A 6,537-nucleotide genomic window follows, 5' to 3' on the forward strand; every position below is an offset into this window, starting at 1 on the left:
TTTTTTAAACGCTTGCCTCAAGAAATGAGCGCAGATCTTCTTCATTCACTCCTGGTTCTCCAGGACTCAGATTGTTGAGTTTTCCTTGCTTGATATAGTCTTCAAGCGAGTTGATGTGTTCAAAAAGCTCATCAAAGGAGTTGATAACGAAATACAGTGGTTGATAGTGATCAATTTCAAAATATTGATTAATGACCCACTCAATTTGAAATGGATGTCTCTGTGGTTCAGGAGACTCAATGGCGTACTCGATCTCGCCATAAGAACTGAGAATTCCACTACCATATACTTTCAGCTCATCTTCGTGGCGCATTAGCCCAAATTCTACGGTAAACCAAAAGAAGCGAGACATCCCTTTCATGATATTTTCAACAATTTTGTAGGACTTCTCATTATCGCCCAACGACTGAGCATATTGCACCGCGGTTCTTGCTACTTCCCCAAATTTTACTAAGGAATCGGCAAATTTGGGGTCGGTATGCATCGGCACGTGACCTGCGGCATCATGAAAAATATCGGGTTCTGGTAAATAGTCGAGCTGCGATTTATCTCGAATAGTGATAGTCGTCGGAAATGCTCGCTGACGAAGGGAGTCGAAGAAAAGATAAAAGGGGACATACCCTGTGACTGCCCGAGCTGAAAAACCGCTTAGCGGAGCAAGAAAATTGTTAATGTCACTTAATCGAGGCACTCGTTCTGAATCAAGCGCAACTTTTTGAATTCCTTCTAAGAACTTCGGATGAGCATATTTCTCCCATTGGGGTAGCATGCGGCGGTAAAGAGCTCTCCATGCCTGGTGATTTGCTTCGCTGTATAAGTGATACGGTTGCTCGGTAAAAAGCTGCCCACCAGAACGCGCCTCTTCTATGAAGGGAGCCCGATTGGTGGTCATGTCTACTGTTTCAGCCATAGGTACACGCTTACCTCAAATCCTTATCCAACAGTATAGCATGTAAGCCCAATACGCGCTCTTGGAATTCTTCCCCAGGATTCTTGTATAGGATAGGCTCTAACCTCAGAAAAAAGGCAAGAGATCTTTGCTGGCCCTGAGGCCTCTCACTGGCCCGTTAGAAGCCGAGAAGAAGATTCAGAAGCCTAGAAGATGTCGTCATCCAAGTTTGAAAGATCGAGCTCTTGGTCGATGAAGTCGGACTCTTCTCGCTCATCGAGGTTCGCAAAAAGGGTATACTCTGGAAGAAACGCCAGTCGGACAATCCCCGTTGGGCCATTCCGCTGTTTAGAGACGATTATTTCTGCAACGCCCTTATCCTCAGTCTCTTCATTATAAACCTCATCGCGATAAATAAACATAATAAGGTCAGCATCCTGCTCAATAGCACCTGATTCCCGAAGATCAGACATGATAGGTCGCTTGTCAGTCCGGTTTTCTAACGAACGATTGAGCTGTGAGAGCGCGAGAACAGGTACATTCAGCTCTTTCGCAAGTGCCTTCAACGAGCGTGAGATATCTGAGATTTCTTGTTCTCGGCTACTGCTATACGCAGGACTTCTCATCAACTGCAAATAGTCCACAAGAATAAGTCCAAGAGGATTCTCCCTGTGCAGTCTTCGACATTTTGCACGAAGTTCTGTGACCGTCATTGCAGGAGTATCATCGATAAATATCGGGGCTTCAGCAATTTGGCTTGCTGCTTCGACGAGTTTTGGAAAATCATATTCCTGTAAATTCCCTACCCGGACTCGAGCACTATCAACCTTTCCAACTCCGCAGAGCATTCGGGTCACAAGCTGTTCTTTTGACATTTCCAGCGAGAAAAGGGCTACCGGCTTTTTTGTCGTTACACCGACAAATTGTGAGATACTCAATGCTAATGCCGTTTTCCCCATCGATGGACGTGCAGCGATAATGATTAAGTCAGAGGGTTGAAAGCCTGCTGTCAGTTGATCCAGCTTCGTGAACCCAGCAGGAGTTCCTGTGATCGGCTCTTTTCGTTGATAGAGGTCTTCAATCAGTTTAACCGAGGTTTGAACAATATCTCCAACACGGTGAAAAGCAGGCTTTGCCCTAAAGTCAGAGACCCCGAGTATGCGCTGTTCAGCCATATCAAGAAAGCTTTCGATATTCTCTGAGAGATCGAATGCTTCTCGAGAAATCTCAGCCGATTCGTGGATGAGTTTTCTCCGGATAGACATTTCTTTGAGCATCTTTGCATAGTACGCGACGTGGGCTGAGCTTGGCACTACGGCAGCAAGTCGAGAGAGTTCTTCAAGCCCTCCGACGTTATCAAGCTCGCTCCTCGCACGAAGTTGTTGGCCAAGCGTTACGATATCAATTGGCTGCCCCTTGTCATGAAGCGTGCGCATACACTCGAATAAGACTTGATAACGCGGCTGATAGAAGTCTTCACTCGTTACCTTTTCGAGCACCATATCAATGGCGTCATTATCAAGAAGGACTGCACCAAGTACTGATTCTTCAGCCTCCAGAGTATTGGGAGGAATACGAGAGTGGGATTGCAGAGCAGAGGAGTTTTGTTCTCCCCGTTTTTTATTGGCGTTTCGAGTAAATGCGTTTGAGCTTTGCGTCATAACCTAGGCGATTCCTGCTTCTTCTTGTAAGATTCTCGAACGAGACGGGAGAGAGTATATCACTCCAGCCCATGGAGTATAGTGATACTTAGTCTTCTCGCCAAATAGTTTCCGAATCTGAAAGGTCAATCCATTTCGCAGCGCTCTTGAGGAGCTCTCTGCCTGAAGCCTGACCAAAATCTGCACTAACTGTCTGAATATTCGCACTTCTCAGGAAGAGGAAGGGATAGCTTAAATCTCTGCCTGGACAAACTACGGTGACAATTCGCTCCTCCTGTTGGCCCTCTGGTGCATCTTGAGGGCTACTGATGAGTCTCGGTTTTGGTTCTGCCTCTGGTATCCTTCTTTCCTGCTTTCTGAACGGCATTTTTGTGCGGTTGCCTTCTCGGTTTGAAAACTCTTGTTGAGCCTCATCGTCTGAGCCTAGGTCGTATCCGAGGTTTTCAAATGTATTCTTCCCTAATCCGAATGCAATAATGTCTGAGGCCATCTCAGTTTCAATAGACACTTGTCTCGTAATGCCCTTCGGGGGGAGACGCTTTACAATGACTTGAAGTCCTGCATTACGTACGGCATCCAAGAATGCCCGCTGTCTTGAGTCATCTTCATGCGGAATCAGGGTATAGTACCGGGCCACAGCAGGTGTAGCACCAGCAGCTACGCCCTTTACAAGCTTAGGCATATCGACTCGCTTCTGCATTCTTCTTGTTGCACGGTCTAAACCAGTCCCGTCAATAAATACCCCGACAATCCGACGGCTCTTCCTCTTTACGACGCCTTTTTTAACTTTCTCGAAAGGTTGTTGTGTCATATTCATGTTTCATCCCCTTGAGGGAGCCCCGCATTTGTGGAAAGGCAAACAGCTCTCTGCTTCCACTGGTTTCCTCTAGGCGCGGCTCAGCCACCCCTCTTCAGCCCTCTACTCCTATTCACGATGTGTGTTTGGAACGCAAAGACTATAACTCGAGTGGGATAGAGAGTCAAAGTCAGTTGAGGAAGGCTGGCTGAGGGAGAAACGCGGAACGGGACTAACGGACGATGACCGGCATTCCAACTTTCACATGGCGAAGTAGGTCTCGCATTTTTTCAGGAGCGACTCGATATCCATTTACTCGAGTAGACGGATCCAATGTTTGAGCTTGAGATGGGCCAGAGTGGATAACTTGTCCATTGGAAAGATAGATGGCATGGGAGCCAAGGATTCCTTTCAAAAACCGTCTACTATCTCCCTCAGGCGGTACAGGTAAACCTCGCGCTAGGAAATACTCTGCAGGGGCGATCCATACAGGATTATCCGAGACCATTACTACCTCGGTCTTTTTCTCAAAGTGTAACTCTTGGAAGATGTCTTCAAATTGCAGTCGCATCTGAAAGACCGTATGCATACTATTTTTTGCAGTGACCCGTCCCGCAGAGCTGTTAATTTCAAGCCAGCTTTTTTCAGCCTCCTGTGTTCCTATTGCCTCTGTCTGATGGATAGGGGGAAGGGGTAAAAATCCGTATAGAGGTATCTGATCAATCTCAGTTATGGGAGGGAGCTTCTTAGCAATTAAAACAGACCCCGGTGTAATTTTTACTGGTGTGCTGTTTTGCACGTGTTGAACGCCTATGGTGCTAGAGCACCCGGGAAAACAGACCAGAGTGAGAAGCACTGAAAGTAAAGAGCATTGGAGTTTTGAGCACACTTTTCGAGTAAGTTCGATGACTTCCGTTCTAGCCGCTGGATTAGAATCCATTAGGCTTCTTTCAGAGTAGGCGATCTGAGTCTTGTCTGTTATTCTCTGTCCATATTCTGATCGCTGTCGAGGTCCTGCTGGCTGAGGGCGGGCGCCAGTAGGGTGGTTCAGAGCAGTATGACTGAGAAAAGCGAAGCGCCGCATAGCTGTTAGCCTTTTTAATAACCAGCAGTAAACCGTAATTATGCCCATTTTTTTTGAACCCGTGTTTAAGATGCTGCTAGCGCGCCTAAGACAACAACAATTTTTTTCACCAATAAAATTCAATAGGTTAACTTTGAAGTTTCATATGGTGATCGTCATACTGTGCCTGACTGGGTGCTCATTTATAGAACAAAACTGGTTGATTTTCCACGATCCGTCGCCTCGAGAGGAGACGGTGTCTCCTTTCGTTCGTGCCAGCGCCTCCAAGAGCGCCTTTTCCTATGAGATGGGCGAAAATAATAGCTTTTTATTGCCGCGCTTTGACCGAGTGCGTCCCGTGGAGGTTCTTCAGGAGTATGAACGGTTGCAGGGGAGGCATGGACGTGATTTAGAGAACGCCTTGAAGAGAGCAATTCCTTATTTTGATAGTTTCGGCAGAATTTTAGAGAAGCACCTCATACCAACCGATATGCTCATTATCCCATTTGTTGAGAGCCACTTTCGTTCTCAAGCAGTTAGTCAAAAAGGTGCGGCAGGATTATGGCAGTTTACCCGAGCTACCGGTCGACACTACGGTTTACGTGTAAATTTGTTTGGAGATGAGAGGAAAGATCCCGACCGTTCAACGGATGCTGCTGCTCAATATCTTTACGACCTCTACTTGCAGTTTGGAGATTGGCCACTAGCACTTGCGGCATACAACTGTGGTGCTGCTCGCGTCAGGAGAGCTTGCAAAGGAGAACTGGTGTGTGATTATTGGAAATTGATTCGCAAGAAAGCGCTTCCACCGCAGACCAGGAAGTATGTGCCTCGTTTACTTGCATCTCTCCTGTATTTGGAGGATCGTGAGCTCTGGCCGTTTACTAAGGCGCGAGGACGTTGATGGAAATTCGCATTGGTCAGGGAGTTGATGTGCATGCTTTTGAAGCAGGTGGACGTCTTATTCTTGGCGGCATTGATGTTCCGCATCATTCAGGGCTGAAAGCGCACTCTGATGGCGATGCTCTTCTTCATGCGATCACTGATGCAATTTGTGGAGCGATGGGAAGGGGAGATATCGGCGAATTTTTCCCGGATACGGACTCACGATGGAAGGGAGCAGATAGTGCACAACTTCTCTCACGCGTCGTGGAGGTAATGAAGAAAGAACAATGGAAAATTCTTAATATAGATTCCACAGTGGTCACGGAGCAGCCGAAAATCGGGCCTTATCGGCAACAAATAAAAGAGCGCATCGCGCAGATCCTAGAGCTTCCAGCTGATGCTGTTGGTGTTAAGGCAACAACCTGCGAACAGATGGGATTCCTTGGGCGAGGTGAAGGGCTAATGGCCACAGCGGTGGTTCTCATAAGTCGCTTTTCTTCTTGAGCAGTAGTCTGTCAGGGGGTGTTCCAGCCTTCTACAATTGAGCAAATTTCAGGTAGACCTCCCGCATTGAGAACATGAGTGAAGCCATTCTGCTCAAGAATGTCCTTGGCGTAGGAGGAGCGCGCCCCGCTTCTACAGTACACCACGATTGATTTGTTCTTATCTTTTCCTAATTTTTCGAGTTGGTTTATGAGCTCGTCATGCGGAATATTTTGCGCTCCTGGTGCATGCCCTTCCTCGTATTCATCTGGCTGCCGCACATCGATCAAGAGTGCCCCTTCTTGTATTGCTTCTTGAGCCTCATTTATGGAAAAGCTTTGTGGTTCTGCCATAATGTTTCCTGAAAAAGATAAAAGTAAGCCTGAAAAACACAAAAGTAAGGTTGCAAAGCAAGATCTGCGGTACTTCGCTCGATTATTCATCCTCCCTCTCCTTACAGTCTGCTCAGGTCTTCATTGGAACAAAGCCAGTGGCTAGCGTCAAATACCTGATTTTTTGCTAAAAATCGGGGAGAAAGCTGAGTTCTTACGATACATTCTCCCTTCTTGCTGCCACAACACCTATAAGAATACGTTCGTTCACCAAGAACGGGGGCTTAAAGGCGCGATTTAGAGACATGGCAGTTGACCGACCAGGAGACCAGAAACAACTTCGGCAGAGGCTAGAGGTGGCTGACAATGTGTTATGTGAGCTAGAACATCCGAAGAATGCGGAGTTACGAGGTAGGCCGCAAAAGGAT

The 6,537-nt window shown here is 47.0% G+C and carries 7 protein-coding genes; 2 read left to right on the plus strand and 5 right to left on the minus strand.

Annotation, left to right across the window (positions count from 1 at the left end; all coding sequences use genetic code 11):
• Positions 1–4 precede the first annotated feature (4 nt).
• The 4 genes from EBR25_05830 to EBR25_05845 all read right to left on the minus strand — a co-directional run bounded on the left by EBR25_05830 (position 5) and on the right by EBR25_05845 (position 4,430).
• A complete protein-coding gene (locus EBR25_05830) occupies positions 5–910 on the minus strand; it encodes a phenylalanine 4-monooxygenase (protein NBW40513.1) in 906 nt (301 codons plus the stop codon).
• A gap of 185 nt (positions 911–1,095) precedes the next feature.
• Positions 1,096–2,550, minus strand: a complete 1,455-nt coding sequence (dnaB, locus tag EBR25_05835) for a replicative DNA helicase (protein NBW40514.1) — start codon at positions 2,548–2,550, stop codon at positions 1,096–1,098.
• An 88-nt stretch (positions 2,551–2,638) separates the two neighbouring features.
• Positions 2,639–3,367, minus strand: a complete 729-nt coding sequence (locus EBR25_05840) for an NYN domain-containing protein (GenBank protein ID NBW40515.1) — start codon at positions 3,365–3,367, stop codon at positions 2,639–2,641.
• 211 nt (positions 3,368–3,578) lie between these two features.
• A complete protein-coding gene (locus EBR25_05845; protein ID NBW40516.1) occupies positions 3,579–4,430 on the minus strand; it encodes a hypothetical protein in 852 nt (283 codons plus the stop codon).
• A gap of 40 nt (positions 4,431–4,470) precedes the next feature.
• Here EBR25_05845 and EBR25_05850 point away from each other — a divergent pair, with 40 nt between their 5' ends.
• Together EBR25_05850 and ispF are read left to right on the plus strand one after the other, a co-directional pair.
• Positions 4,471–5,313, plus strand: coding sequence for a lytic transglycosylase domain-containing protein (locus EBR25_05850; protein NBW40517.1), 843 nt, complete (start codon positions 4,471–4,473; stop codon positions 5,311–5,313).
• On the plus strand, positions 5,313–5,798 hold the full coding sequence (gene ispF / locus EBR25_05855) for a 2-C-methyl-D-erythritol 2,4-cyclodiphosphate synthase (protein ID NBW40518.1): 486 nt from the start codon (positions 5,313–5,315) through the stop codon (positions 5,796–5,798). Before EBR25_05850 ends, ispF begins: the two co-directional genes overlap by 1 nt.
• An 11-nt stretch (positions 5,799–5,809) precedes the next feature.
• Here ispF and EBR25_05860 read toward each other — a convergent pair whose 3' ends face one another.
• Positions 5,810–6,130 carry a rhodanese-like domain-containing protein gene (locus tag EBR25_05860; protein ID NBW40519.1) on the minus strand — a complete coding sequence of 107 codons (321 nt, stop codon included), beginning with the start codon at positions 6,128–6,130 and terminating at the stop codon, positions 5,810–5,812.
• Positions 6,131–6,537 lie beyond the last annotated feature (407 nt).

The organism is bacterium (genome assembly GCA_009926305.1).
Taxonomy (GTDB): Bacteria; Bdellovibrionota_C; UBA2361; order UBA2361; family RFPC01; genus RFPC01.